23 protein-coding genes are annotated in these 25,542 nt (G+C 58.9%); 15 read left to right on the forward strand and 8 right to left on the reverse strand.

Going from position 1 to position 25,542, the window contains the following annotated elements:
• Window positions 1-144: 144 nt before the first annotated feature.
• The 5 genes from MF268_RS03680 to MF268_RS03700 all read right to left on the reverse strand — a co-directional run bounded on the left by MF268_RS03680 (window position 145) and on the right by MF268_RS03700 (window position 4,281).
• Complete coding sequence (locus tag MF268_RS03680) at window positions 145-717, reverse strand: helix-turn-helix transcriptional regulator (protein WP_238369564.1); 573 nt, start codon at window positions 715-717, stop codon at window positions 145-147.
• A gap of 1 nt (window position 718) precedes the next feature.
• Complete coding sequence (locus MF268_RS03685; RefSeq protein WP_238369565.1) at window positions 719-1,363, reverse strand: cytochrome b/b6 domain-containing protein; 645 nt, start codon at window positions 1,361-1,363, stop codon at window positions 719-721.
• A 4-nt stretch (window positions 1,364-1,367) separates the two neighbouring features.
• On the reverse strand, window positions 1,368-1,628 hold the full coding sequence (locus MF268_RS03690) for a PepSY domain-containing protein (protein ID WP_238369566.1): 261 nt from the start codon (window positions 1,626-1,628) through the stop codon (window positions 1,368-1,370).
• A 402-nt stretch (window positions 1,629-2,030) separates the two neighbouring features.
• A complete protein-coding gene (locus MF268_RS03695) occupies window positions 2,031-2,678 on the reverse strand; it encodes a glutathione S-transferase family protein (protein WP_238369567.1) in 648 nt (215 codons plus the stop codon).
• Window positions 2,679-3,696: 1,018 nt separating this feature from the next.
• Window positions 3,697-4,281, reverse strand: coding sequence for a TetR/AcrR family transcriptional regulator (locus MF268_RS03700; protein WP_238369568.1), 585 nt, complete (start codon window positions 4,279-4,281; stop codon window positions 3,697-3,699).
• A 77-nt stretch (window positions 4,282-4,358) separates the two neighbouring features.
• Between MF268_RS03700 and MF268_RS03705 the strand changes: the two genes are divergently transcribed.
• Both MF268_RS03705 and MF268_RS03710 read left to right on the forward strand, forming a co-directional pair.
• Window positions 4,359-4,679: a darcynin family protein gene (locus tag MF268_RS03705; RefSeq protein ID WP_238369569.1), complete on the forward strand. Its 321-nt coding sequence runs from the start codon at window positions 4,359-4,361 to the stop codon at window positions 4,677-4,679.
• The gene (locus MF268_RS03710) at window positions 4,669-5,427 is read left to right on the forward strand and encodes an SDR family NAD(P)-dependent oxidoreductase (protein ID WP_238370192.1); all 759 of its coding nucleotides are present in this window, start codon (window positions 4,669-4,671) and stop codon (window positions 5,425-5,427) included. The genes MF268_RS03705 and MF268_RS03710 overlap by 11 nt, the downstream gene beginning before the upstream one ends.
• A 458-nt stretch (window positions 5,428-5,885) precedes the next feature.
• Here the strand turns inward: MF268_RS03710 and MF268_RS03715 are convergent, their stop codons facing one another.
• The 3 genes from MF268_RS03715 to MF268_RS03725 all read right to left on the reverse strand — a co-directional run bounded on the left by MF268_RS03715 (window position 5,886) and on the right by MF268_RS03725 (window position 10,545).
• Window positions 5,886-7,106 carry an AGE family epimerase/isomerase gene (locus MF268_RS03715; protein WP_238369570.1) on the reverse strand — a complete coding sequence of 407 codons (1,221 nt, stop codon included), beginning with the start codon at window positions 7,104-7,106 and terminating at the stop codon, window positions 5,886-5,888.
• Window positions 7,099-7,914, reverse strand: coding sequence for an SDR family oxidoreductase (locus MF268_RS03720; RefSeq protein ID WP_238369571.1), 816 nt, complete (start codon window positions 7,912-7,914; stop codon window positions 7,099-7,101). The genes MF268_RS03715 and MF268_RS03720 overlap by 8 nt, the downstream gene beginning before the upstream one ends.
• Before the next feature lie 345 nt (window positions 7,915-8,259).
• On the reverse strand, window positions 8,260-10,545 hold the full coding sequence (locus MF268_RS03725) for an arginine/lysine/ornithine decarboxylase (protein WP_238369572.1): 2,286 nt from the start codon (window positions 10,543-10,545) through the stop codon (window positions 8,260-8,262).
• Window positions 10,546-11,174: 629 nt separating this feature from the next.
• Between MF268_RS03725 and MF268_RS03730 the strand changes: the two genes are divergently transcribed.
• From MF268_RS03730 to MF268_RS03790, 13 genes are all read left to right on the forward strand, one after another.
• A complete protein-coding gene (locus MF268_RS03730) occupies window positions 11,175-12,089 on the forward strand; it encodes a LysR family transcriptional regulator (RefSeq protein WP_238369573.1) in 915 nt (304 codons plus the stop codon).
• A gap of 233 nt (window positions 12,090-12,322) precedes the next feature.
• Window positions 12,323-13,480 carry an ABC transporter substrate-binding protein gene (locus tag MF268_RS03735; RefSeq protein ID WP_238369574.1) on the forward strand — a complete coding sequence of 386 codons (1,158 nt, stop codon included), beginning with the start codon at window positions 12,323-12,325 and terminating at the stop codon, window positions 13,478-13,480.
• Window positions 13,481-13,545: 65 nt separating this feature from the next.
• The gene (locus MF268_RS03740) at window positions 13,546-14,532 is read left to right on the forward strand and encodes an ABC transporter ATP-binding protein (protein ID WP_238369575.1); all 987 of its coding nucleotides are present in this window, start codon (window positions 13,546-13,548) and stop codon (window positions 14,530-14,532) included.
• A 2-nt stretch (window positions 14,533-14,534) separates the two neighbouring features.
• A complete protein-coding gene (locus MF268_RS03745) occupies window positions 14,535-15,485 on the forward strand; it encodes an ABC transporter permease (RefSeq protein WP_238369576.1) in 951 nt (316 codons plus the stop codon).
• Entirely contained in the window at window positions 15,475-16,281 is an 807-nt protein-coding gene (locus tag MF268_RS03750) for an ABC transporter permease (protein WP_238369577.1), read from the forward strand. Before MF268_RS03745 ends, MF268_RS03750 begins: the two co-directional genes overlap by 11 nt.
• Before the next feature lie 12 nt (window positions 16,282-16,293).
• Window positions 16,294-17,718 (forward strand): gamma-aminobutyraldehyde dehydrogenase, encoded by a 1,425-nt coding sequence (locus MF268_RS03755; protein ID WP_238369578.1) that lies wholly within the window; start codon window positions 16,294-16,296, stop codon window positions 17,716-17,718.
• 271 nt (window positions 17,719-17,989) lie between these two features.
• On the forward strand, window positions 17,990-19,021 hold the full coding sequence (locus MF268_RS03760; protein WP_238369579.1) for a LacI family DNA-binding transcriptional regulator: 1,032 nt from the start codon (window positions 17,990-17,992) through the stop codon (window positions 19,019-19,021).
• A gap of 117 nt (window positions 19,022-19,138) precedes the next feature.
• Window positions 19,139-20,440 carry an ABC transporter substrate-binding protein gene (locus MF268_RS03765; protein WP_238369580.1) on the forward strand — a complete coding sequence of 434 codons (1,302 nt, stop codon included), beginning with the start codon at window positions 19,139-19,141 and terminating at the stop codon, window positions 20,438-20,440.
• Window positions 20,441-20,547: 107 nt separating this feature from the next.
• Window positions 20,548-21,414 carry a carbohydrate ABC transporter permease gene (locus MF268_RS03770; RefSeq protein WP_238369581.1) on the forward strand — a complete coding sequence of 289 codons (867 nt, stop codon included), beginning with the start codon at window positions 20,548-20,550 and terminating at the stop codon, window positions 21,412-21,414.
• A gap of 10 nt (window positions 21,415-21,424) precedes the next feature.
• Complete coding sequence (locus MF268_RS03775) at window positions 21,425-22,255, forward strand: carbohydrate ABC transporter permease (RefSeq protein ID WP_238369582.1); 831 nt, start codon at window positions 21,425-21,427, stop codon at window positions 22,253-22,255.
• 11 nt (window positions 22,256-22,266) lie between these two features.
• A complete protein-coding gene (locus tag MF268_RS03780; RefSeq protein ID WP_337926781.1) occupies window positions 22,267-23,271 on the forward strand; it encodes an ABC transporter ATP-binding protein in 1,005 nt (334 codons plus the stop codon).
• Complete coding sequence (locus tag MF268_RS03785; protein WP_238369583.1) at window positions 23,268-24,041, forward strand: L-iditol 2-dehydrogenase; 774 nt, start codon at window positions 23,268-23,270, stop codon at window positions 24,039-24,041. The genes MF268_RS03780 and MF268_RS03785 overlap by 4 nt, the downstream gene beginning before the upstream one ends.
• A 25-nt stretch (window positions 24,042-24,066) precedes the next feature.
• Window positions 24,067-25,536, forward strand: coding sequence for a mannitol dehydrogenase family protein (locus MF268_RS03790; protein ID WP_238369584.1), 1,470 nt, complete (start codon window positions 24,067-24,069; stop codon window positions 25,534-25,536).
• The last annotated feature ends 6 nt before the right edge of the window (window positions 25,537-25,542 follow it).

Raw genomic sequence — 25,542 nt, forward strand, 5'->3', positions numbered from 1 at the left:
TGAGGAAATTCGCTACCGTATGCGGACTTAGCTGCCTTTCGCCGCACCTGCTCAATTTCTATTCAAGCTGCAAAGTCTCACGCAAGGAGGAACGGACAGCCGAGCTTCGCCGGACGCGCATCATTACGGCTCCGAAAACAGATCTTAATTTTGGTCGAGGCGCTCGGTTTGGATGGGTGCCTTTGTTAGGCCTCTTGGATTAGAGCCAGCGGGACCGAGCCCGCCATCGAGAAGGTCTTCGACGAACCACGCTGCGAACTGGGCGCGGCCCGAGACGCCGGCTTTGGCATAGATTCGAGTAAGCTGCGCCCGGACCGTGCCCTTCGCAGCGCCTCGGATCGCAGCGATCTCGGCGGCGTCGAGGCCCTTTAGCGCCAGAAACCCGACATCGCGTTCAGCGGGCGTCAGACACCAGATCTCGAACTGAGACTCCACGATCCGCGCGAGATCGCCTCGGGCTGTGCCCAGAGCCCTGTCCTGTACTTGCATCCGTTCCAGCATGCGTCGCAGCTGACATGCGTTCAGACCGATCCCGACGATGAGGGCCAGCGTCACGAGCAGTTCCAGAAGGGCATGCTCGGCGAGCGGTGCTTGTATGAGATCCACCAATACATCACCGACGAAGAACACCGCCGCGACGCATTGCAGGACGATCACCACGGCGAGGCCGAGTTGACGCCGCTTCAGCTTCGCTTGGGTCAGGCTCTCACCGTTCACATCACCTCCGCCGTCCGGTTACCATCCCGCGGACCAGATTGCGGCCAAGCGCGCGGCTCTCGACCGCGACTCCCGCAACGTGTAACAGGGCGAGGAGCAGCATCAGGTTCGCCGTCACTTCATGCACGTCTTCCGCGACGTCGCCAAGTCCCTCTTCGTCGCCGTGCCGGTCGCCGGCGTTCTCAGTGACCAGAACCGACCAGTCACCCGCGGCGACGGCGGCCTTCTCCTCGGCGATGGTGATGGGGCTCTTGCCGCCGGTCATGACAAGGCCAGTGCCGATCATTACGGCCAGACAGGCCCAAAGCGCATAGGCCATGATCGCTCCAGCCGGATTGTGCGAGGAGTGTTCACGCGGGCGTCCGCACAGCAGGTCGGCGAGATGACTCACCGCGGCGCGGGGAGCGGGAAGAAACGAGGCGAACCGCGCCTCGACCGGGCCGATCAGGCCCCAGACGAGGCGAAGTGCCAGCACGGCCATCGCGGCCCAGCCGATCCAGACATGGATCGTGCCGCCTGGCTTGGTCAGAAGACCGTTGGCAATGACGGCGGCGGCAATGCTCCAATGGGTCAGTCGCACCACCGGGTCCCAGGGTTGGGTGATCTCGGGCGCCGCGCGGCCGCCCGGTTCCACATGATCCGACATGGGATCAGTCCTCGGACTTGATCTTGGTGACGGCCCCGGACGCGGGATCGATGTAGACCTCGTAGCGCTTGGAAGAGTCGTCATGGCACTTGGCCTCGATCTGTCCGTCCTCGGCTTCGAACTCGTCGACAGTGCATCCTGCGGTTGCGAGCGCCGCCGTCGCGTCCTCTGGGTTTGTGCCGACCACGTCTCCGACAGAGGGCAAAGCGAAGCCGATGGCCGGCGTGAAAACAAGGCTCAGTGCGAGAATAAGATGCTTGGTCATGTCGTATCCTTTCCGGGATAGGTGATGCGACCGGGCTGGCCGCGGGATTGACATGGCAGGCGAGAGCACGACTTTCGATTGGAGCAACGCTGATCCGTATCGGCATAAGCAGGTGCTTACGACAGAACCGTGCATCGCTACGCTGGCAAACTCATGTCGTCTAACAACCGCTGCTTTTGGGCTCTAAGCGGTCATGCGGCGCTGCGGCGGGCTGCGTACCCATTTTCACTTACAAACATGAAACTCACGGCCCATAGTCCCATTCACCGGTTGTCCCGGTGCCGTGGTGCTCTGGCTCGAAAGCGGGCGTTCGCGCCGTCGCAAAGCATCGTATCCATCGCGATGGTCCGCTGTGCGGGACTTTGCGGCCATCTGTTTTTGTCGCGGGCAACGTCCGCTTTCTCAATGAGACGAGCCTTTCTGAAATACCTCGTACTGCGCGTCGAACGCTCGCTTGTAGGCGGGTCGTTCAGCTGCCCGCGCGATGTAATCCATTAATATTGGATATTCTTCCAATATGCCCGAACCCTCTAACCTGCGAATCGCATGAACCATAAGCACATCGGCTGCGCTGAAACCTCCGGCCAGCCAGATCAGCTCTCCCATGGCGGCCGCGAGTTGATCCAACCGTGTTCGGATGCGGTCATCGACCATGGACAAATGTTCAGCCTGCCAACTCTTGTCGGCCTCAAAATACTTGACGTAATCGCGCTCGACGATCGGAGGCTCGACAGTGTTCAGGGCGGCGAACATCCAGCTTATCGCCCGGGCGCGTCCTGCTTCATCGCTGGGCAGCATGCCAGTGTGACGCTCGGCGATGTGGAGCACGATGGCCCCTGATTCGAACAATGCCACGTCACCATCTTCATAAGTCGGTATCTGACCGAAGGGCTGGAGGCCGAGGTGCGCTGGCTGCTTCATTTCTTCGAAAGTCACCAGTCGTACATCATAGGATTGTCCGACTTCTTCAAGCGACCAACGGACGCGCATATCACGCGCAAGGCCGACACCTTTGTCGGGAGATGATTTGAATGCGGTGATGGTTGGCACGAGGTCTCCGAGGTGGATTTTAGATGAATGCGTTTGAAGCAAGTCTCTTAAAAAGCTAACTTTGCTGGAAAATGCAGCATTCGGCAATCTTGGGCTCGAAGCGGTCATGCGACTTTGCAGCGGACGGCGCCGCTAGCTTGGCTTCTGAAACTGTCGCGGGAGGCTCAAACCCGACTTTCGCTTTCTGGCCCGGCGCTGCGGTGCAACTTCCTCGAAGCCGCCCTTGGAAATATTGTACAGCATTTTACAGGTGTGATGGTCTGCTGTGCGCATGCCGCAACTTTCTTTGAGATCGCACTAATGGCCGATTTTGGAAGTCGGGAAATGCCGCGCGAATGCTTCCATCCGAGCCCCCAGATTTACGTCAACTTCTGTTTGAAGGTTCACTAGCGTCCCGATGCCAAGGGGCAAGTGAGGTGCCGATGATGTCATGCGCCTTGCCAGATCGTTGGCATCTGTTTGCATGTCCAAATGGCTCGGACGTCTTGTTCTGGACAGGATACGCCTGGGCGCTTCGTGCGGGGAACGCAAAATTCAGTTGCCGCGCGATTGTTGTTTTGTTGCTTGCCGGACGCCCGGTTTCAGTGGCACTGCTCTTCATGAATCGCGAAGGCCTCTCTTCTTGCAAAATACCATTCCCGCCCCGCTAGCGCTGAACGTGGTAGGATCCTCCGCACGAACTGAGCGGATCCTAGTCCTCATTATTTGACACCAAACCAGCCTTTCTCAGACGATTATCAATGCGTAGAAATACGCTCCGAGCGGTCATGCCAAAGCGCAGCGAGCCGGATTGCGCCAGCTTGCGAAGCAACATGACGCTGCTGGCCCTGGCCGGACTTTCACGCTTCCATCTGGGTTTTGCGCTTTCGACTCGCTTACCGGCCGTTCGGCGCGCTTGCGAAATCCAGAGGGGATCGAGCCCGTCGTTCGCGGGACACCGTGCAAACTCGCTACGGCTGCGCCAAGAATTGCTTGCGCACAGCAGCGCGAAGAGACACCCATGTCGATGTATCCTTGTTCAGCCGAGATACCCGTAAACGGCCTTGGTGATGCGCGAACGGAGAGCTTGCAGATCGGTTTCGCCAGCCATTGCGGAGCTATTGATGAGTGCTTGGGCCATCGCGACCACGTCTCTTGGTGCATGGCTGTCTGCGTCAGGAAACTGCAGGGACACAATGCCGGAAACGGCTTCAGACAGGCGACGTTCAAGGTCTTGCGCTTCTTCTCCAAGATTCACCGTCTGCTCGACATACTCAAGCGCAAGTGCCAGACGCGGTCTCGCGAACTGGTGTTTGATGCCTGCGCCAATCAACCTTTCGATCTTCTCCTGCGGACTGGCTCCACTGTCAGCGATCATCGCCACATCGGCGAGCAACAGTGATCTTTCCCGTCGGATGAGTGCCACAAGGATCGCCTCTTTATTCGGGAAGTACTGATAGAGCGAGCCGATGCTTACCCCGGCGCGTTCAGCAATCTTGTTGGTGGTCAAAGGCTCAAGGCCAACCTCTTCCAGAAAGCGAGCAACGGCTTCCACAATTGCATCCTCCGTTGCTTTGGCCCGCGACTGGCGCCCTCTTTTTCTTGGCTCAATATTCCCGACCATGGAGTCCTCCAGATGCGAGTTGAGAAACTGAGCAATAGTTCACATTCTTGATCGCAACCGCAATATGGAGAAAACACATGAAACTCACCATCTTTCTGTTGCTCGCGGCGACGCCGAAGTGGTTGGCGCTTGATCGCTCGGAACGGGATGACATTTCGGATGCGGCTCTGAACGCAGTATTTTGCGACGAGACGATCACATTTCGCTTCTACGACGCCGAGGCGTTCAATGCGCACGTTTCCGACATCATGGTGATCACCGCCGAAACGGCAACGGCCTACTACTTTGCAATCGAACGCCTGCGCGATACAGCGCTGGTTGCGAATTCCTATTGGCAGATCGTGGATATCATACCGGCTTACGAAGACGGATATCGGGCATTCAGCAATGCGCAATAAATCTATTACTTTCGACGGCGCGAATGTTGTCCTCACAGGGGCCACGCGCGGCATTGGCAAAGCCTTGTGCGGTCAGCTGATCGCCGAGGGGGCGACGGTTGCTGCAATTGCCCGGGATGAGGCGCACCTCAGGGCCCTTCAGGACGAACTGGGGGAACGTGTTATTCCGTTCCCTGGTGACCTGTCCCGGTCCGGTGATCGCCGACAGATGATTGATGACGTCATTCAGCGTTTTGACCGTTTGGACGGGCTGATCAACAATGCCGGGATACAAACAGAAATGTCTTTTGTCGGCGAAAGCCCTGCAGACCGAGAGATGCAATGGACACAAGATATTGCAATCAACCTTGAGGCACCGATCCACCTCGTTTCAGGCTTGGTGCCCGCTATGCGTGGCAGCACCACGCCTTTTGTGGTCAATGTCACGTCTGGCCTCGCAATCGCGCCGAAAGCGGCCGCGCCTGTCTATTGCGCGACGAAAGCGGGATTGCGGAGCTTCACAAAGGCTCTGAGATACCAGTCACAATCTTCGTGGCACGATCTGCTCGTCGTCGACGTTATCATACCCTTGGTCGATACTGATATGACCCGTGGTCGGGGAAAGGCCAAAATATCGCCCGAGCACGCTGCCGCGGCAATCCTGTCCGGTCTTCGGGCGGGCAAGGAGGAGATTTGGGTTGCAAAAGCCAAGTTTCTCCCTTGGCTGCACCGTCTTGCACCCCGCATGACCGAGCGCATCCTTCGATAGCGGGTAAATGTACGGCCGGCTTGCGTGCAACGAGCCGCGTTATGTCGTCCCGTTTCATTGCCAATCTCGGAGACGGAGCGGCAATAGTAGCCCATGAGTAGTTTACGGACCCGAAGGGCATTTTCGCCTTCTGAGCCGAAGTTGCATCATAGTGTCGCCAAATCCGCCATAAATGCAGTGTGCAACACTTCGATTAGTGGATGGCGGTAGAACGGGCGGAAGGGACTTTCTTTAGAACGCTTTGACTATCGCCCGCCTGACAAAGCCTCGCTTAATGAGGAATAGAGTTTGTCTCTATTTACAAACCCTTGAGCTTAGGAATGCGATGATTGGGGGCAGCATTGTACGAACTGGGGTGCGCTACGAACGGCCCGACAATGGAAACCGCGGCGCGATCACAATGCAAAAATCCGACCGAACGCGATCATCCGCTACCCCAGCGTCAGGCCTTGCGGCGCTCACGCCAGAAGTCCTCCCGCAACGGAAGCAGACACCGGGATCAGTGGCGTCACCGTTGCCTGGAAATCGTGGTAGAGGTCTTCGCGTGTCGGATAGACGGCGACGCTCAGGTGCCCATCGGCATCCACTTCGGGCCGCCAACCTCCGACTTCGCGGTCAATCAACGTTTCGGCGATATAATCCCAGATCATACGGTAGGTCGCCTCGAACCGGTCTTCGCCTGTTCGTCGATGCAGCATCAACGCCGTGTTCGCGGTTTCAGCCTGAACCCAATACGCCCGGTTCGGCACCGAGATCTCGCCGCACCAGCCGATGGTATAGACCATACCGGGCTTGCCGTCCGGCGCCCAACCCTGCGCCATTGCCTTGTCGAACAGCGCTGTGGCCTGTGACAGCAGCCAGTCGGGCGCAAGGCGCCCAAGCGCCAGACAGGCTGCTTCAACCTTGAGAAGCAGTCCGCCCCATTCCGCAAAATGCCCCGGTGTCAGTCCCCATGGCCGCCTATCGTCCGCCGGGTGATCGGCGCCGTAATCGGGAAGCAGCGTCCAGTCCGCATCGAAATGTTCGGGCAGGCGGCCGTCATGCGCTGCCGGGATGTCGTGGCCGAAGCGCCGCGCCATCGACAGTGCCCTATCCAGCCAGCGCTCCTCGCCTGTCGCGTCGGCCAGGGCGAGGCAGGCTTCCGTTCCATGCATGCAGCAATTGGCTCCGCGATAGGCTTCAGGGTCCGACCAGTCGGCGGCGAAGCTCGGGCGCAACACCTCTTCGCCCGCGATCCAGAAGTGAGTATCGATCGTGTCGATTGCAGCGCACATCAGCTCATCGCCGCGCGGTCGTCCGGCCATGGTCGCGGAGGCACCGGCCAGCGCGACGAAAGCGTGAAGATACGCCTGCTTCCGCGAGGGGCCGCTGGCATCGGCGAACCAGCCGCCACGACCTGCATCGCGAAGGGGCCCGTCCAGCAATGCTTCGAGCCCGTGATCGGCCAAAGGGGCCGCGCTCGGCACCCCCATAAGGCTCGCCAGCGCGTAGCAATGTACCATGCGCGCCGTGATAATGGCTTTCGCAGTCTCGTCCACCATCGTGCCGCTGTTGCCGAGCGTTGCAAACCCAGCCGGAACCCGTGCGCGGCGGTAGTGGTCGAGAAGGCGCTGGCCCTCGTCGCGCAACCAGGAGCGGTGGCCTTCCCGGTCCGCCCAGGCGGACCCGAGGTCAGCCATTGGTGATCATCCCACCGTTCACGTGGATCGTCTGGCCGGTGATAAAGCTGCTGTCCTGGCAGGCGAGAAATACGTAGGCCGGGCCCAGCTCGCGCGGCTGGCCCATCCGGCCCATGGGGGACGACATGCTCTTGAGCATTTCCTTGTCGAAATCCTTGAAGACCAGTTGGATCTCGGTAACCACTGGCCCGGGGGCGACCTGGTTCACCCGAATGCCACGGTCGAGCAATTCCCGCGCCAGTGCACGCGTGTAGCTGACGATGGCGCCCTTGGTAGCGGTGTAGGGCACCAGCGCGTCGTTGCCAACGTAGGCATTGACGGAGGTGGCGTTGATGATGCTGCCGCCCTCGTTCATATGGTCGAGCGCAGCGCGAGTGGTATAGAAAATGCCGTGCATGTTGACGTCAAAGTGCTTCTGCCAGTCGGCGTCGCTGATCTCCGCTTGCGTGTCATATGGCTTCTGCATGCCGGCGTTATTTACCAACACATCTATGCCGCCCCATTGCTTCGCGACGGCCTCCACCGCTGCGGTGCAGCTGGCGCTGTCAGCGGTGTCCCCTTGCAAAACGAGTGCCTCCGCGCCTTCGTTTTCGATGCCCACGCGCGTCTCTTCTGCGCTGTCCTTGTCGGTGTGATATAAAATAGCGACCTTGGCGCCTTCGCGGGCCATATGAAACGCGACTGCACGACCGATGCCGCTATCGCCACCGGTTATCAGGGCGCGCTTGCCCCTGAGCTTCTCCGCGCCCTTGTAGGCATCCGTAATGTACTCCGCGGGCGGCATCAGGTCGTCGATATGGTCTGTCATCTGAGGGCTCCTTACAGGCTCGCGGCCGCTTGGCAGCTGGCGTGAGTGATTGGGTTTTGCCGAGCGCTTCGTGAGAGGCTCGACCGGCTCTGCCGTTCGTTTACCAAACGCGACGTGCGAGCCGTGAGTTCCTAGGAATGCCCGAAGCGGTCCGTGATAGGTTGGCGCGCACGTACCGCAGTGGAGTGAAAGGTCCTCTGCCGAAGTTCGCAAATTTCCGCTCCGTCCGACTTTTACGCGGCCTAAAGCTGTGCCTTCGCGCGAAAAGATGGGAGTTCCTGAGCAGGGCGGGAAGCCTCGGAAACCAATTCCGAGGCCGCCTTGACCTTACGATCTGTTTCGCCGTTACTCAGCTACACAATCTGCGAAGTATCTGACTTCGCCATTTTCCGCGGTTTCCTGAACAAGCCCGTGGATGTCGGTTTCAAAGCCGGGGCATTCCCTGGCGAATTCGCGGTTGAAGCGAAGGTAGTTGACGATTTCCTTGCTGAAGATCTCGCCCGGGACAAGTAGAGGAATGCCGGGCGGGTAGGGGGTAATCAGGCTTGTCGTTACACGGCCTTCCAGATCGTCGATTGCGACCCTTTCGGTCTTTCTGCGGGCGATCTGGGAAAACGCATCCAGTGGCGACATCGCCGGCTGGTGGTCGCCGACGTAGATCTCGGTCGACAGCCGTGCCACGTCGTATTTCGTGTAGAGGCGATGGACGTGCTGGGAAAGGTCGTTGAGGCCCATGTGTTCGTACCGGGGCTGCTTGGCGCAGAATTCCGGCATGACGCGCCAGAGCGGCTGGTTCCGGTCGTAATCGTCCTTGCACTGCTGAAGCGCGGCGAGAAGAGTATTCCAGCGGCCTTTCGTTATCCCGATCGTGAACATGATGAAGAAACTGTAGAGGCCGGTCTTTTCGACGACGACGCCATGTTCGGTCAGGTACTTCGACACGATGGAGGCCGGAATACCGGTTTCCTCGAACTTGCCGTCAATGTTCAACCCAGGCGTGATGATCGTCGCCTTGATCGGGTCCAGCATGTTAAAGTTGCGGGCCATGTCGCCAAAACCGTGCCAAGCATCTTCGCCCGAGCTTTCGACGGCCTCGCTGTCGGTTTTCTTCAGCTCCCAATCCTTGGCCCGCCCGATGCCGGTTTCGGCCAGCGTGTCGGGTCCCCAGACCTGAAACCACCAGTCATTGCCATATTCCGCATCGACCTCTCGCATCGCGCGCCGGAAATCGAGCGCCTCTGCAAGGCTCTCTTCGACCAGCGCGGTGCCTCCCGGCGGTTCCATCATTGCCGCAGCGACATCGCAGCTTGCGATGATCGAATACTGCGGGCTCGTCGAGGTGTGCATGAGGTAGGATTCGTTGAACAGATGCCGGTCGAGCTTTGCTTCTTCCGCATCCTGCACGAGCACGTGGCTGGCCTGGCTGATCCCGGCCAGAAGCTTGTGGACCGATTGTGTGGCGTAGGTCACCGAATGTTTCGTGCGCTCCCGCTTGCGACCCATGGCGTGATAGGTGCCGTAGAACGGGTGGAAGGCCGCGTGCGGCAGCCAGGCCTCGTCGAAATGCAGCGTGTCGACGTAGCCGTCGAGCAGTTCTTTCACCACCTCGGTGTTGTAAAGCACGCCGTCATAGGTCGATTGCGTCAGGGTCAGGATGCGCGGCTTTACCGTGTCGGGGTCGATGCCGTCCAGCAGCGGGTTGGCCCGGATTTTGGCCTTGATCGCCTCGGGCTCGAATTCGGACTTCTGGATCGGCCCGATGATGCCCCAATGGTTGCGTGTGGGCTTGAGGAAAATCGGGATCGCGCCCGTCATGATGATCGAATGCAGGATCGATTTGTGACAATTGCGGTCCACGAGCACCACATCGCCCGGCGCGACATTGTGGTGCCAGACCATCTTGTTCGAAGTCGAGGTGCCGTTCGTTACGAAAAAGCAGTGATCGGCGTTGAAAATCCGGGCCGCATTGCGCTCCGACGCGCCGATGGCCCCGTTGTGATCCAGCAGCTGGCCCAGTTCCTCGACCGAATTGCATACATCGGCTCGGAGCATGTTTTCACCGTAGAACTGGTGATACATTTGCCCGATCGGCGATTTGAGGAAGGCCACGCCACCCGAATGCCCCGGACAGTGCCAAGAGTAGGAGCCGTCCTCGGCATAATCCAGCAGCGCCTTGAAGAACGGCGGCTGGATGTATTCAAGGTAGTTTTTCGCTTCACGGATGATATGCCGGGCGACAAACTCGGGCGTGTCCTCGAAGGCATGGATAAAGCCGTGCAGCTCTCGAAGGACATCGTTCGGCAGATGCCGCGATGTCTTGGTCTCGCCATAGATATAGATCGGGACATCTTCGTTCTTGGCGCGGACCTCCTCGATAAAATTTCGTAGGTTCAGAACGGCCGGGTCGAGATCGGGACCGGGGCTGAACTCTTCATCGTCGATGGAGAGGACAAAGGCAGATGCACGGCTCTGCTGCTGTGCAAATTGCGACAGGTCGCCGTAGCTTGTTGCGCCGAGCACCTCGAAGCCTTCCTTTTCAATGGCCTGTGCGAGCGCTCGAATTCCGAAGCCCGATGTATTCTCGGAGCGGAAATCTTCGTCGATGATAACTATGGGAAAGCAAAACTTCATCGGTCTGTCCTTAAGGCGGCCTTTGATCCTTACATGTTCTCAACGCCGGGAAAGACAACGTCAAGACTGCGAAAGGTTATAGGGAAATTACACCGTCCTTGGCAGGTTCGTCTTGCCTGCTGGAATGCAGCCACTTGCACTTGTACGTGCTGCAAAGGGGGCTGTAATGCGGCCAAAAGGACGGTGTTGGGACGCTATCCGCTACGCTTGTGCGAGGGATAATTTCTGCCGACATCTTCGACCGTGGGGCTTTTGGCGTGACCGCGCAGCAATCGCGCGCTCACGCAGTAAACCAAAAGCTTCGACTCGCCTTGCCACATCGTTCTCCCCGAACAATCAGTAAATTCTCGAGCAAATTGAGATTGTGCACGGGGCGGAATGACTTGTTGTTGGATTGATCCTTTGAGGTTCTCTAAGAATTGCCGCTACTGTTTTTCAGGGCGGATAAAGCCTGAACTCTTCGGGCTGATCTGGCGTAAGTGCCAGATGTTAAGCCGTATTTATCTTTATGCATCGAAAAGCGCGGCCTTTTGGCTTCTGTGCCTTGCCGGCTGTCAGACCTTGCGTTTGTCTTGCCGGTATCAATTGCGCGGTTTACCAATATTTGAAACGAACAGGGGCGGACCGGGATGTCGTTTACACTCAAGCAGTTGCGGTATTTTGTAGCGGTTGCCGAGAGTGGATCGGTCATCGGTGCCGCGCAGACGCTTTCCATATCGCAGTCCTCTGTTACCGAGGCTTTGAAAAACCTCGAGGCCGATCTTGGCGTGAACCTCTTCGAGCGTCACGCGCGCGGGCTCAATATTACCCACAGCGGTCACCAGTTTCTGCGCCATGCGACCAAGATCCTGTCGGATGTTTCGCGCGCGCAGGGTGCGTTTCGAAGGCCACCCGGGACGACCTCCGGACGGCTCAACATCGGCGTGACTTCCCTGATGGCGGGCTATGTCATGTCCGATCTCCTTGCGCGTTACCGGCGCATGAATCCCGTGGTTAATGTCTCGGCGCTTGAGGATTCCGGTGAGTATCTTGAGCATCTGCTCATCGGGGGTGAGCTGGACGTGGCGGTCATGGTGATCTCGAACCTGCGTGACCGGATGGCGCTGCAATCCGAAATTCTTGATGTATCGTCTTTCCGGCTCTGGCTGCCGCTTGGCCATCGTCTTGCCGGGCGCGAGAGCATCGGGCTGGACGACGTCGCGCGCGAGCCGCTGATCATGCTGAATGTCGATGAAATGGAAGAAGAAGCGGTAAAGCTTTTGTCGGCATTCGGGCGGCGTCCGCAGATCGCATTTCGCACGCGTAGCGTCGAGGCGGTGCGGAGCCTTGTCGCCACGGGGGCGGGTGTCGCGCTTTTGCCTGATCTGGTTTACAGGCCGTGGTCGCTCGATGGTGACCGGATTGAAAGCCGCGATGTGTCGGGCGCCCTGCCGATCGTTCAGGTCGGTGTTGTTTGGCGCCGGGGCCTGCCCTTGTCGCAGGCCGTGCGCGATTTCATCTCTCTTGCGCGGATGGGGCAATCTGGCCGACACCTGCGACTATGACGTGGGCGAGCTATCGGATTTTCCGAATGCTATTATCTGATTTATGAATTTGCGAACGCAGCAACCGCTTCATATGGTCGAGATGCGGCTGATCTTCCCGGGTGGGATTTCGGACTGCGAGCCGGTGAACGGACCGGACTTTACTAATCAAAATCTTGGGTATCCGGCGGCGCCGGACCGGTTCTCGATGAGCGGTCCATGAGGTCGCGCGGCCTGCCCGCAGGGAGATCGCAATGAAGCAGACATTCATCACCGCCGTGGTGAGTTCCATTACCGCCGCCTCGGTTGCCACCGGTTCGCTGGCGCAGATGACGGAAATCGGAGAAGGCGAGGGAGAGCTCTCTATCGTCGCATGGGCCGGTTACATCGAGCGGGGCGAAACCGACCCCGCTTTTGACTGGGTCACCAAGTTCGAGGAAGAAACGGGTTGTATGGTCTCGGTCAAGACGGCCAATACCTCGGACGAAATGGTCGCCCTGATGAACGAAGGCGGCTTCGACCTCGTGACCGCGTCCGGCGACGCGTCGCTTCGGATGATTGCGGGCAAGCGGGTTCAGCCGATCAACATCGACCTGATCCCGTCATGGGACGCGGTGGATGATCGCCTGAAAGACGCGCCTTGGCACACGGTCGATGGAGTGCATTACGGCACGCCCTACATGTGGGGGCCCAATGTGCTGATGTACAACACCGAAGCCTTCGCCGAGGCGCCGACGTCGTGGAGCGTGGTATTTGAGGAAACCACCCTTTCGGACGGTCAATCCAACGCGGGGCGCGTTCAGGCTTACGATGGACCGATCCATATTGCCGATGCGGCCAACTACCTGATGCACCATCAGCCTGATCTGGGCATCAAAGACCCCTACGAGTTGACGCAGGACCAGTACAATGCCGCGCTTGACCTGCTGCGCCAGCAACGCGAACTGGTCAGCCGCTACTGGCATGACGCCTTCATCCAGATCGACGACTTCAAGAACGAAGGCATGGTCGCTTCGGGCTCTTGGCCGTTCCAGGTGAACCTGCTTCAGGCCGATGACGTGAAAGTCGCCTCGGTTATCCCGGAAGAAGGCGCAACCGGCTGGGCCGACACCACCATGCTGCATGCGGATGCCGAGCATCCCAACTGTGCCTACAAGTGGATGGAACATCAGCTCAGCTCGAACCTTCAATCCGACCTTTCTGTCTGGTTCGGCGCTGTTCCGTCGGTGCCGTCCGCCTGTACGGACGGCCGCGGCATGCAGACGCAAGAGGGCTGCGATGCCAACGGTCTTGCCCAGTTCGACCAGATCAAGTTTTGGAAAACGCCTGTTGCGCAATGCGAAAGCCAAGACGAATGCGTGCCCTATTATCGTTGGGTATCGGATTACATCGGCGTGATCGGCGGCCGTTGATCCCCTGAAACCCAGTCCGTGTCGCCAATTTACTGGCGGCACGGGCTAAGACCGGAAGTTCCCCCATGTCAGCCGTAGTTTTCGACCACGTGTCGCGCCATTTCGGCGCGGTTCGGGCAGTGGATGGCGTCAGCCTTGCCATCGAAGAAGGTGAGTTTTTTGCGATGCTGGGCCCCTCGGGGTCAGGCAAGACCACCTGCCTGCGCCTGATAGCAGGGTTTGAACGGCCGACCGGCGGCGACATCCGCATTTTTGGCGAACAGGTCGCCGATCTGCCGCCCTACAAGCGGCACGTGAATACGGTTTTCCAAGACTACGCCCTTTTCCCGCATCTGAATGTGCGCGACAACGTGGCCTACGGGCTGATGATCGCGGGGCAGGGCAAGAAGCAACGCCACAAGGCCGCCGATGAAGCGCTGGAGATGGTGCGGCTTGGCGGATACGGCGCGCGCAAACCGTCAGAGCTTTCCGGCGGTCAGCGTCAGCGCGTCGCGCTGGCCCGGGCCTTGGTGAACAAGCCGCGCGTCCTGTTGCTGGATGAACCGCTCGGTGCGCTTGATCTTAAGCTGCGCGAGCAGATGCAGGAAGAACTTAAAGGTCTCCAACGCCAGCTTGGCATCACATTCGTTTTCGTCACCCACGATCAGGGCGAGGCCCTGTCGATGGCGGACCGGGTGGCAGTCTTCAATGATGGCAAGATCATTCAGGTCGGCGCGCCGGAAGACATCTATTTCCGTCCCGACGTGCCTTTCGTCGCGGATTTCGTCGGTTCTTCCAACGTGTTGCCCGCAGATCTGGTGGCGCGCCTGACGGGCCAGTCGCGACCGGCCGCAATCCGTCCTGAACGTCTGAAACTGGCAGAGACCGGGCCGTTGAGCGCGCAGGTCATCGGGCTCAGCTTTCTGGGGCTGACCACGCGTGTCAGTTTTCAGGCCGAAGGGACGCGGCTGACAGCATTGCTACCACAGGATGCGCCGCGACCCGCCAAGGGCGATACAGTTGCGCTGACATGGGCCGAAGACGACCTGCACCTGATGCGGGCCGGAGCGTGAGCATGGCGCAGACCGACGCCAGCTTGGTGCAGTCCCGAAACGAAGGGCTGGGGGCGCGGCTTTCCGACACGCTCTGGCGGCGCCCATCCCTGCTGCTGTTCCTGCTGCTTTTGCCCCCGGTCCTGTGGCTCGGCATCATTTACCTCGGCTCGCTATTTGCCCTTCTCTTGCAGAGCTTTTTTTCGATTGATCACTTCACCGGGATGATCAATTACGAATTCACGCTTCGCACCTATGCAGAACTTTTTACCCCGGCGAACTTCGACATCATCTTGCGGACTGTCCTGATGGCGGCCTGCACCACGGTCGCCTCGGCGATCATAGCCTTTCCAATTGCGTTCTACGCCGCGCGCTACGCTAAGGGACGCTGGAGGGCGGTTTTCTACCTCGGGATCATGATGCCGCTTTGGTCCAGCTATCTCGTGAAAATCTACGCGTGGAAGCTGATCCTTGCCAAGGAAGGCATCCTGACTTGGGCGCTGGAAGGCCTGCACCTTAACTGGCTATTGGATGCTTACCTGTCGCTCCCCGTCGTCGGTGGAAATTCTTTGTCGGTCAGCGTGACGGGCACCTTTATCGTCTTCGTCTATGTCTGGATGCCCTTCATGATCCTGCCGATTCAGGCGGCGCTTGAACGCGTGCCGACGTCGATGCTCGAGGCGTCTGGCGATCTTGGCGCGCGTCCCGGTCAGACCTTTCGCCATGTCCTTTTCCCGCTGGCGTTGCCGGGTGTTGTCGCCGGATCGATTTTCACCTTTTCGCTCACGCTTGGCGATTACATCATCCCGCAAATCATTGGCACATCGCGTCTTTTCATCGGGCAGGCTGTTTACCAGCATCAGGGGATTGCCGGTAACATACCTCTCGCCGCTGCTTTCGCTGTGGTGCCCATCGTGATCATGGGCTTCTATCTCTGGGGCGCGAAACGCATGGGGGCTTTCGATGCTCTCTGACCGCGCGCCCCTGTCCCTCAAGATCGCAGCGGCCGCCGGATTGCTGTTCCTGCACCTGCCGATCCTGCTGATCTTTGCCTATGCGTTCACGACCGAGGAAAAGAGCTTTGCATGGCCGCCGCCGGGGCTGACGCTGAAGTGGTTCGCGGTCACGTGGAACCGGCCCGATGTGTGGGAAGCGCTAAGCCTTTCGGTAAAGGTCGCGTCGATCTCGACCGTTATTGCGATGTTCCTTGGCACGCTTTGCGCCGCTGCTGTCAGCCGGACCCGGTTCTTCGGGCGGGAAACCGTATCCTTGTTGGTGATCCTGCCGATTGCCCTGCCGGGTGTCGTCACCGGTATCGCGCTGCGCTCGGCATTCTCTATCGCGGATATCCCCTTCAGCACCTGGACCATCATTCTCGGGCACGCGACCTTCTGCGTCGTCATCGTCTATAACAATGCCGTGGCGCGGTTCCGTCGGACGAGCGGCAGCCTTATCGAGGCATCGATGGATCTTGGCGCGAACATGTTCCAGACGCTACGTCATGTGATCCTGCCCAATATCGCGACGGCGCTTGTGGTGGGTGGCATGCTCGCCTTTGCGCTGAGCTTTGACGAAGTCATCGTCACCACCTTTACCGCCGGACAGCAGCAAACTCTGCCGATCTGGATGCTTGAAGAACTGGTGCGTCCGCGCGAACGGCCCGTGACCAACGTGGTGGCCATGGTTGTCGTGCTTGTCACCATGCTGCCCATTCTGGGCGCCTATTATCTGACCCGTGGGACCGATCAGGTCGCGGGACAAGGAAAGTAACGGAGGAAACCCATGCAGACCAAGATGCTGATTGGCGGTGCTCAGGAAGCGGGCACAGAAACCGAGGAACAAGTCCTGAACCCCCGGACCGGTGAAGTCATCGTGAAGATGGCAGAGGCGGATATGGATCAGGTCAACCGGGCCGTCGCTGCCGCCCGTGCGGCCTTTCCCAGTTGGGCGCGCACGACGCCGGGCCACCGCTCGGGCCTGCTGCTTGCCCTTGCCGATGCCGTCGAAGCCCGGATCGAGGAGTTTGCTCAACTCGAGGCGTTGAACTGCGGCAAGCCGATCAACGAGGTTCGTAACGAGGAAGTCCCCGCCGTGGCTGACTGCTTCCGATTCTTCGCGGGGGCCGTGCGCAACATGCACGGGCCTCTCGCCGGCGAATATATGGAAGGCCATACCTCGATGATCCGCCGTGATCCGATTGGTGTCGTCGCTTCCATCGCGCCGTGGAACTATCCGATGATGATGATGGCGTGGAAGCTTGCTCCGGCACTGGCGGGCGGAAACACGGTGGTCATGAAACCCTCTGAACAGACACCTCTGACGGCGCTGCTGATGGCCGAGATCATCGCCGGCATTTTCCCGCAGGGCGTCGTGAACGTGATCGTGGGGCAGGGCGGCAGTGTTGGCAACGCGCTGATCAATCACCCCGAAGTGGACATGGTTTCCATTACCGGCGACGTCGCGACAGGCAAGAAAGTGCTTCAGGCCGCATCGAAATCGGTCAAACGCACGCATCTCGAACTGGGCGGCAAAGCCCCGGTTCTGGTGATGGACGATGCCGATCTGAGCCGCACGGTCGAAGGGCTGCGGGCGTTTGGCTATTACAACGCGGGGCAGGATTGTACGGCCGCTTGCCGGATCTACGCCGGACCCAAGATCTACGACAATCTCGTCGCCGATCTGACAAGCGCGGCGTCGTCTATCGTTTTCGACAATGCCGACGACACCCAGAATGAAATTCCGCCGCTGATCTCGCAGCGCCAGCGAGACCGGGTCGCCAGTTTCGTGCAGCGTGCATCGGAACTGAAGCATATCGAGATCACCACGGGCGGAGACGTCGCCGAGGGTTCGGGATTCTATTACCGCCCCACGGTGGTCGCAGGAGCTTTGCAGGAAGACGAAATCGTCCAGCGCGAGGTCTTCGGGCCGGTGGTGTCAGTCACGCGTTTCGATGACGCCGACAAGGCCGTCGCATGGGCGAATGAAAGCCAGTACGGTCTCGCCTCCTCCGTCTGGACCAGCGACATCGGTCGCGCGCTCGATATCTCTGCGCGTCTTCAATACGGCTGCACCTGGGTGAACACGCATTTCATGCTGGTCAATGAAATGCCGCACGGCGGTCTCAAGCAGTCGGGATATGGCAAGGACATGTCAATGTATGCGCTTGAGGACTATACGGTCGCGCGGCATGTCATGATTGCGCACTGAGGATTATTCGACGCGGTGCTTGCATCGCTGTTAAATGGTTGATCTGCCTGAAAAGGTTTAGATGCACGGCTGTAATCAACAGCCGTGCATAGTTGTCTTCGCCTGCGGTGATAGGGTCCCGGTTCGGCCCGTTTCCCGTGCAGGGAGAATTGTCGCGAAGGCTGGCAAATTTTGCGCGTGTAAACTACCCTTGGAAAAATTTGTAAGGTTTTGCCATTATCGGCAGATACCGGTTTCGCGACCGGGCCGGACTTCTCAAGCGGACAGATCGATGAGCCAACCGAAGATCAGGAATATGGAAGATTTTGCGTCGGTCAGCGGCATCTCGCGGCCTACATTGTCCAAGTATTTCAACGATCCAGCCAGCGTACGCAGTTCAACCCGTGCGCGTATCGAAACGGCGCTGGAACAGTTCGATTTTCATCCCAACATCTATGCGATGAATCAGAACCGGCGGCTGACCAAGAACATCGGGATCGTGGTACCCAACCTGTCTGACCCGTTTTTCGCGGAAATGGCCCGAAATATCGAGAACTGGGTCATCAAAGCCGGTTTCCGTCCGGTCCTGCTTGGCTCGCATGGCGATCCGGAACAGGAGATCGAAAATCTCGACAACCTGCGCCTTATCAAGCCAGCCGGTGTCTTGATGGCCCCGCTTGGACGGATGTCTTTGGCATCGCGGATTGCCAGTTTCTGCGAGGACGTGCCGACTGTTCTCTTCGACTCCAACATCGACGATATCGGCGAAGCCTTTGTCGGATCGAACAACGTGCAGAGCGTCTGCCTGATTGTCGACTACCTGTGCAGGACGGGCCAGCCCCCGGCATTCTTTGAAATGAAGACGCCTGCCAACCCGAATGCCTTCAAGCGGCGCAATACTTATGTCCAGGCAATGGAGGAACTGGGCCACGAACCTCGGCTGATCCAGGTAGATGGAGAAGGTTGGAATCTCGAGGAAATCGGGTTTCGCGAAGGCACCAAAGTGCTGTCCGAGGGAAAGTTGCCTACCGATACCATTCTCTGCAGCAACGATCGCCTCGCGATCGGTGTTCTTTCGGCCGCCTATCAGCTGGGCTTCAAGGTCGGGATAGAGGGGGATTGCGATCTAAGGGTGGCCGGGCACGATGACCATCCTTTCTCCCGCTACACCTGTCCAACGCTGACGACCGTGTCGCAGGATTACGAGGTCATTGCCGAAAAAAGCGCAAAAACCCTGTTCGAACTCATCGAATCGGAAAAGCGGGCAGAGCGGCGGACCGTAACGATGCTTGATGGAAAACTCGTCATGCGAGGGTCTGCCTAAGCATATGTAATCGCAGGTTTCTGCAAATAAATTTACGCGCGTAAATTTAAAATTGACGCGGCGATATGTTTTCCATTAGCGTATCCGGACAACATCCAAACCATAGGGAGGAGCCGGATGTCCTTGAGAAACGCATTTCGTGCGGCAACGGCGCTGTCGGTCCTGGCCACCAGCGCGGCATATGCCGAGACCATCACCATCGCGACAGTCAACAACGGTGACATGATCCGCATGCAGGGTCTGACCGATGACTTCACCGAAAAGACGGGTCACGAGGTCGAGTGGGTTACACTGGAAGAAAACGTGCTGAGACAGCGCGTCACGACGGATATTTCCGCCAAGGGCGGTCAGTTCGACATCATGACCATCGGCATGTACGAAACGCCGATCTGGGCAAAGAACAACTGGCTCGTGCCGCTCGATGATCTTCCCGCTGAATACGACGTGGACGATCTTTTGCCGGCGATGCGCGGCGGCCTGTCGCTGGACGGCACACTATATGCCGCTCCATTCTACGGCGAAAGCTCGATGATCATGTACCGCACGGACCTGATGGAAGAGGCGGGGCTGGAAATGCCTGACGCTCCGACTTGGGAATTCGTGGCCGATGCGGCGCGCAAGATGACCGACAAGGACAACGAGATCTACGGCATCTGTCTGCGCGGCAAGGCGGGCTGGGGCGAGAACATGGCCTTCCTGACCGCGACCGCAAACTCCTTTGGGGCACGTTGGTTCGATGAGGACTGGACGCCTCAGTTCGACAGCGAAGCATGGTCGAACACGCTGAACTTCTACATCGACCTGATGAACGATGCCGGACCTCCGGGCGCATCCAACAACGGTTTCAACGAAAACCTGTCGCTGTTCCAGCAAGGCAAATGCGGCATGTGGATTGACGCCACCGTGGCTGCTTCCTTTGTGACGAACCCTGACGATTCCACCGTGGCCGACAAGGTTGGCTTTGCGCTGGCTCCGGATGCGGGTCTTGGCAAGCGCAGCAACTGGCTCTGGGCATGGGCGCTGGCAATCCCGGCTGGCACCCAGAAGGAAGACGCTGCCAAGGAGTTCATCAACTGGGCGACCTCCAAGGAATACATCGAGCTCGTGGCTTCGAAAGAAGGCTGGGCCAACGTCCCTCCGGGAGCGCGGACCTCGCTTTATGAAAACGCGAATTACAAGGACGTCCCTTTCGCCAAGATGACGCTCGACAGCATCCTCTCGGCGGATCCGAACAACCCCGCGGTTGATCCGGTGCCCTACGTAGGTGTCCAGTTTGCGGCCATTCCCGAATTTGCGGGGATCGCCACTCAGGTAGGACAGGAATTCTCGGCTGCATTGGCCGGTCAGCAAAGCGCAGAAGAAGCTCTCGAAAAAGCTCAGGCGCTGACCGTCGATGAGATGGAAGCCGCAGGATACTAGTCCTCCTCCCTGGCCAGAGGGTATCGAAGTCTACCCTCTGGCCCTTTTACCTACGCTGCCAAACGCAAAGGTGACGGCATAGTGCCGTTCAGCGATGGAGGTATGATATGGCCACCCAGCATTCGCGGTCCGCTGCGCGTATCATGATGGCTCCGGCGGTAATCCTGCTCTTGGGCTGGATGCTTGTGCCGCTCCTCATGACACTGTGGTTCTCTTTCAAGAAGTATCTGCCGCTACGTGGTGGCGATCTTGGATGGGTCGGGTTCGACAACTACGTCCGCTTCATCTCCTCAAGCTCTTTCTGGCCCAGCATTCAGGCGACCCTGATCATCGTTGGCGGCGTTCTGGCGATCACCATCATCTTTGGTGTGCTGCTGGCCATTCTTCTGAACCAGCCGATGTGGGGGCAGGGGATCGTTCGCATTCTGGTCATTGCCCCGTTTTTCGTGATGCCGACCGTGTCGGCGCTCGTCTGGAAGAACATGTTCATGGATCCCGTGAACGGACTTTTCGCACATCTTTGGAAGTTCTTTGGCGCCGAGCCGATTTCGTGGCTGTCCGAAGCCTCGCTGCAATCCATCATCCTGATCGTAAGCTGGCAGTGGCTGCCTTTCGCGACGCTCATCCTGCTGACCGCGATACAGTCGCTTGACAGCGAACAGCTTGAAGCCGCCGAAATGGACGGGGCCTCGCCGCTCTCGCGCTTTGGCTATATCACCCTGCCACACCTGTCGCGGGCGATCACTGTTGTCCTGCTGATCCAGACGATCTTCCTGCTGTCTATCTTTGCCGAGATATTCGTCACCACCCAGGGCGCATTTGGCACCAAGACCCTGACGTACCTGATCTATCAGCGGGTACTCGAAAGCCAGAACGTCGGGCTCGGCTCCGCCGGTGGCGTCTATGCCATCATCCTCGCAAATATCGTTGCGATCTTCCTGATGCGCATCGTCGGCAAGAACCTGGACGCATGAGGAGGCTGGAATGGCACGCGCAGTAACACCGCAACGCAAGGCCCTGAACACCGCCATCGCATGGGGGATCGGCCTGCTGATATTCTTTCCAATCCTCTGGACGATCCTGACCAGCTTCAAGACCGAGGCGCAGGCAATCAGCGACCCGCCGGTTTTCCTGTTCTTCGACTGGACGCTGGAAAACTACTCGGTCGTGCAGGAACGCTCGGACTACATGCGCTTCCTCTGGAATTCCGTGATCATCGCGGGCGGCTCGACGATCCTTGGCATCATCATCGCGATCCCTGCCGCATGGTCGATGGCCTTTGTGCCCTCCAAGCGGACCAAGGACATCCTTCTCTGGATGCTGTCGACCAAGATGCTGCCCGCCGTTGGCGTGCTTTACCCGATCTACCTAATCTTCATCCGGATGGGCATTCTGGATACGCGGATGGGTCTCGTCGTGGTGCTGATGCTCATCAACCTGCCGATCATCGTCTGGATGCTGTACACATATTTCCGGGAAATCCCCGGCGAGATACTTGAAGCCGCACGGATGGACGGCGCTTCGCTCAAGGAAGAAATTCTTTACGTGCTGACGCCGATGGCGATGCCGGGCATTGCTTCGACCCTGCTGCTGAACATCATCCTCGCCTGGAACGAAGCCTTCTGGACGCTGAATCTGACGGCGGCCAAGGCGGCTCCGCTAACGGCCTTTATCGCCAGCTATTCCAGCCCCGAAGGGCTGTTCTATGCGAAACTTTCGGCGGCTTCCACGATGGCAATCGCACCTATTCTTATCCTCGGATGGTTCAGCCAGAAGCAACTTGTAAGCGGCCTGACGTTTGGCGCTGTGAAATAAGGAACGGGACTGTGGGACAAATAAAGCTTGAATCCGTCACCAAGAGTTTTGGTCCGGTCGAAGTCATTCCTCCACTGGATCTGACCATTGAAGACGGCGAATTCACCGTTTTCGTAGGCCCCTCGGGGTGCGGTAAATCCACGCTCCTGCGCCTGATCGCCGGACTTGAGGATATCACCTCGGGCAAGATCAGCATCGACGGACAGGATGCGACCCATGTGCCCCCCGCGAAACGCGGTCTCGCCATGGTTTTCCAGTCCTACGCGCTTTACCCGCATATGTCGGTGCGCAAGAACATCGCCTTTCCGATGAAGATGGCAGGCGTACCGGTCGAGGAACAGAACCGGCGCATCGAAGCTGCTGCCGCCGCGCTGAACCTGACGGATTACCTTGATCGTCGCCCCGGCCAGCTTTCCGGCGGGCAGCGCCAGCGTGTGGCCATCGGTCGTGCCATCGTCCGTGAACCCGGGGCTTTCCTTTTCGACGAACCGCTGTCGAACCTCGACGCCGCGCTTCGCGTGGGTATGCGACTTGAGATTTCCGAACTGCATAAACGTCTCAAGACGACCATGATCTACGTCACCCACGATCAGGTCGAAGCGATGACGATGGCCGATAAGATCGTTGTGCTGCAGGCTGGCGTGATCGAACAGGTGGGCAGCCCGCTCGAACTCTACCGCGCGCCCAGGAATGTGTTCGTCGCCGGTTTCATCGGCTCACCAAAGATGAACCTGCTGACCGGACCCGAGGCTGCGAAACACAATGCTCACACCATCGGCACCCGGCCCGAACACATCGCGATTTCGCAGACCGAGGGAACGTGGTCCGGTACGATCGGCGTGTCCGAGCATCTTGGATCCGACACATTCTTTCACGTCAAATGCGACGGCTTCGACGACCCGCTGACCGTGCGGGCTGGTGGTGAGGTTGCACTCAAATACGGCGACAAGGTTTTCCTGACACCGGATCTGACGCAGCTTCACCGCTTCGATGCCCAAGGCCTGAGGATCGCGTGAAGCGGCTTGCGGGAAAGACGGCCCTGATCACGGGCGCCGCGCGCGGCATCGGGCGCGCTTTCGCACAGGCTTATGTCGACGAAGGCGCGAAGGTCGCGATTGCCGATATCGATATCGACCGTGCGAGAGAAGTTGCCTCCGCGCTGGGCAAAGCGGCGATGGCGGTCGAACTGGACATCAGCAACCAGTCCAGCATCGAAGAGGCCGTGGACGCCACGATTGCCGGTTTCAGTCATATCGACATCCTGATCAACAATGCGGCGATCTTTTCCGCCGCACCGACTGTTGAAATCACGCGCACCGATTTCGACCGCGTGTTTCAGATCAACGTGGCCGGAACGCTCTTCATGTTGCAGGCGGTCGCGCGGCACATGATCGAGCGCGGGCAGGGCGGAAAGATCATCAATATGGCCAGCCAGGCGGGACGCCGTGGTGAACCCTTGGTCGCGGTTTATTGCGCCAGCAAGGCTGCCGTCATCAGCCTGACGCAATCCGCAGGGCTGGACCTGATCCGCCACGGTATCAACGTCAACGCGATCTCGCCCGGTGTCGTCGACGGGGAACATTGGGACGGCGTGGATGCCTTCTTCGCAAAATGCGAAGGCAAGGCACCGGGACAGAAAAAGAAGGAAGTCGGCGAGGCGGTTCCCTTCGGTCGAATCGGAACAGCCGAAGATCTAACAGGCATGGCGGTTTTCCTTGCCAGCGAGGAAGCCCGATATGTCGTCGCTCAAACCTACAATGTGGACGGCGGTCAGTGGATGAGCTGACAGGCCAGTTGCAGGAAACAGGAATATGAAACTCTCAGATGCAACGCTCGGGGAACTGCCGGACGACGTTCTGCGCCCGACGTATGACCGCAACGCGCTGAAACCCGGTATCGTGCACATCGGGCTGGGCAATTTCCACCGCGCGCATCAGGCGTGGTACCTGCACCGGCTGATGCAGCAGGGGCTGGCTCTGGACTGGGCGATCATTGGTGCCGGGGTGCGGTCTTATGATATCAACATGCGTGAAAAGCTGCTTACGCAGGATTGCCTGACCACGCTGATCGAACTCGACCCGTCGGGTACATCGGCAGAAGTGACGGGATCGATGATCGACTACCTGCCCATCGAAGAAGGCAACGGTCCGCTGGTCAAGACGATGGCTGACCCTTCGATCCGCATCGTCGCGCTGACGGTGACAGAGGGGGGGTATTACACCGACTCGGCGACGGGAAAACTGGATGTGAACCATCCGGATATCCAGCATGACATTTCCCGACCCGAGGCGCCGAGCTCGGTCTTTGGTGCGATTGTCGCCGCGTTGGGACGTCGCCGTGACGCGGGGCTTTCGCCCTTCACGGTGCAAAGCTGCGACAACCTGCAAGGCAACGGGGCGATCACCAGAAACGCGGTGGTAACGCTTGCCCGGGAAATCGACGCCGGACTTGCGGACTGGATCGACGGACAAGGGGCATTCCCCAATTCCATGGTCGATTGCATCGTGCCGGCGACCGGCCCTGATGAGATCGCGCTGGCGAGCAAGATGGGGATCGAAGACGCCGTGCCTGTCACCCATGAGAATTTCCGCCAATGGGTGATCGAAGATGACTTTTGCGCGGGGCGTCCTGACTGGGACAAGGTCGGCGCGACCTTTACGGATGCGGTGCACGATTACGAGACGATGAAGATCCGCATCCTGAACGCTGGTCATCAGGTTATCGCGAACGCGGGCGAATTGCTTTCTGTTGCGACCATTGCAGAGTGCATGACGCATCCGGCCATCAGGTCACTTTTTGCAAAGGTCGAAAGTGAAGAGATCGCCCCTTACGTTAAACCGGTTCCGGGTATGACACCTTCCGCTTATGTCGAGCTGATTGAGACCCGGTTTGCCAACCCGGCCATCCATGACACCACAAGGCGCGTCGCTTTCGACGGGTCTTCCCGGCACATGGGGTTTGTCCTCCCGATCCTGCGTGATGCGCTTGCTGCAGGTGGTCCGATCAGCGGACTCAGCCTTGTCGAGGCGCTCTGGGCAAGGATGTGTGCCGGCGCGCGAGAAGACGGAACGTCGATTGCACCGAACGATCCGCAGTGGGAGGTACTTTCGGCGATGGCGTTGGAGGCTCGGGAAAACCCGGAACGCTGGGTCGGTCAGGCAAAGATCTATGGTGATCTGGCTGACGATCCGCAGTTCTCGGCGGAATTCACCAAATGGCTCAATCTGATATGGTCGAAAGGCACTATTGCCGCAATCGACGCATATGTGGGTGGCTCCTGAATCGGG

The sequence above is a fragment of the Heliomarina baculiformis genome, assembly GCF_019966545.1.
GTDB lineage: Bacteria > Pseudomonadota > Alphaproteobacteria > Rhodobacterales > Rhodobacteraceae > Heliomarina > Heliomarina baculiformis.